This window comes from Pseudomonas sp. USTB-Z, assembly GCF_019691255.1.
Taxonomy (GTDB): domain Bacteria; phylum Pseudomonadota; class Gammaproteobacteria; order Pseudomonadales; family Pseudomonadaceae; genus Aquipseudomonas; species Aquipseudomonas alloputida.
In genome coordinates this window covers 1-1,357 of sequence record NZ_JAECZP010000059.1, presented here as the reverse complement: position 1 = coordinate 1,357, position 1,357 = coordinate 1, and the positions used below count along the sequence as shown (strand labels likewise).

The window sequence follows — 1,357 nt, the reverse complement described above, 5'->3', positions numbered from 1 at the left end:
GGCCACGCTTGAGGAAAGCCTGGATGGCTGACTGCTTGAATTGTGTTGAGTACTTGCTCATGAAAACCCCCAGATGATGGACAGATGTCCAACATCTGGGGCGCAGCTCATATCGCTGTAGGAGCGGGTTCACCCGCGAAGAGGCCAGCACAGGCTACCCCGCCTAGCCCCCAAAAACCGACAGATTCAAGGGGCGCACGGCCCCCATCCAGATCGCATGATCCCGGTGATCCGCCAGTTCATCCCCGGTTTCCGGATGCATGAATACCACCAGACCCTTGCGGTACAGCGCCAACCAAGGCAATACCACCCCCACCACTTCGGGCCCGAACGCCAGCTGGCAACTCCAGTCCGGATGCGGCCCAACCGGTTTCTGGTGCATGCGCCCCATGGTCACGGGGAACAGCCGCGCCGCCTCCTCGCACAGTTCCCGGGCCTGCTCCATGGTGGCTGCGTCGTAATAAACGTGGGCGTGGTAACCCTTAATCCTCTGCACGATAACTCCTGATTGCGGTCCAACCATCACCACCTGCAACGGGAGTGATGCAGTGAAAAACGCCGAAACCCCAGTGTTCAAACTGGTCCTGTTCGGGCCTGAAAGCAGCCTGGGCAATGCCCTGATGGTCGAGCTGCTGTCGCGCCAGCACGAAGTCATCGCCGTGGTGGACGACCTCAATCGCCATTCGCCGCGCCCGGGCCTGCACTTCAAGATAGGGGGGCTGGGTGATGCCCACCAGGCGGAGCAGGGCGCAGCGGGCGGCTCGGCGGTGATCGCCCTGTTACCAGCGCTGGCGCCGGGTGACCTGCAGGGGCAGGCACGCTTGAGCGAGGCGCTGGTGGCGGGGCTTGCGCATACGACTATACGCCGGCTGCTGCTTGTGGGCGATTTCGATGTGCTGGATGAGCCGAGCAAGTACAGCGAGATGGAGCGGGATTGCGTGGCCCAAGTGGTTGATGGGTTGCAGCGCAGTGCGTTGCACTGGACGCTGATCAATGCACCGCAGGAACTGGCCGGGTTGGGCATGGAGCATTTTCGCAATACCGAAGGGACGCTGGAGCCTGGGCTGGCTGAGCCGTTGCGGCGCTTGGCCAGGATCGCAGCGGGGATGGTGGACATGCTGGAGCTGGACTTGCACCGGGGCGAGCATCTGAACTTCGTGGTCTAGATTGCCGGGGGCTGCTGCGCAGCCCATCGCGACGCAAGGCCCCCACATGGGCCTGCGTGTGCAGTGTCTTTCTGGGAGCGGCCGAGGGTGTCAGAAATTTTGTGTTCGGGCATAACATGAGTAAGAGGTGCATGTATGCCAACCAAAAAGAAACCCTTGCGTGACCTGCCCAAAATCCCCAAAGAGCTGCT

The 1,357-nt window shown here is 61.7% G+C and carries 2 protein-coding genes; one reads left to right on the top strand and one right to left on the bottom strand.

All coding sequences use genetic code 11. The features are described from left to right. Positions 1 to 163: 163 nt before the first annotated feature. The gene (locus I8746_RS26825; protein ID WP_020189868.1) at positions 164 to 496 is read right to left on the bottom strand and encodes a DOPA 4,5-dioxygenase family protein; all 333 of its coding nucleotides are present in this window, start codon (positions 494 to 496) and stop codon (positions 164 to 166) included. Between the two features lie 52 nt (positions 497 to 548). Between I8746_RS26825 and I8746_RS26820 the strand changes: the two genes are divergently transcribed. After that, complete coding sequence (locus I8746_RS26820; RefSeq protein WP_088512654.1) at positions 549 to 1,166, top strand: NAD(P)H-binding protein; 618 nt, start codon at positions 549 to 551, stop codon at positions 1,164 to 1,166. The last annotated feature ends 191 nt before the right edge of the window (positions 1,167 to 1,357 follow it).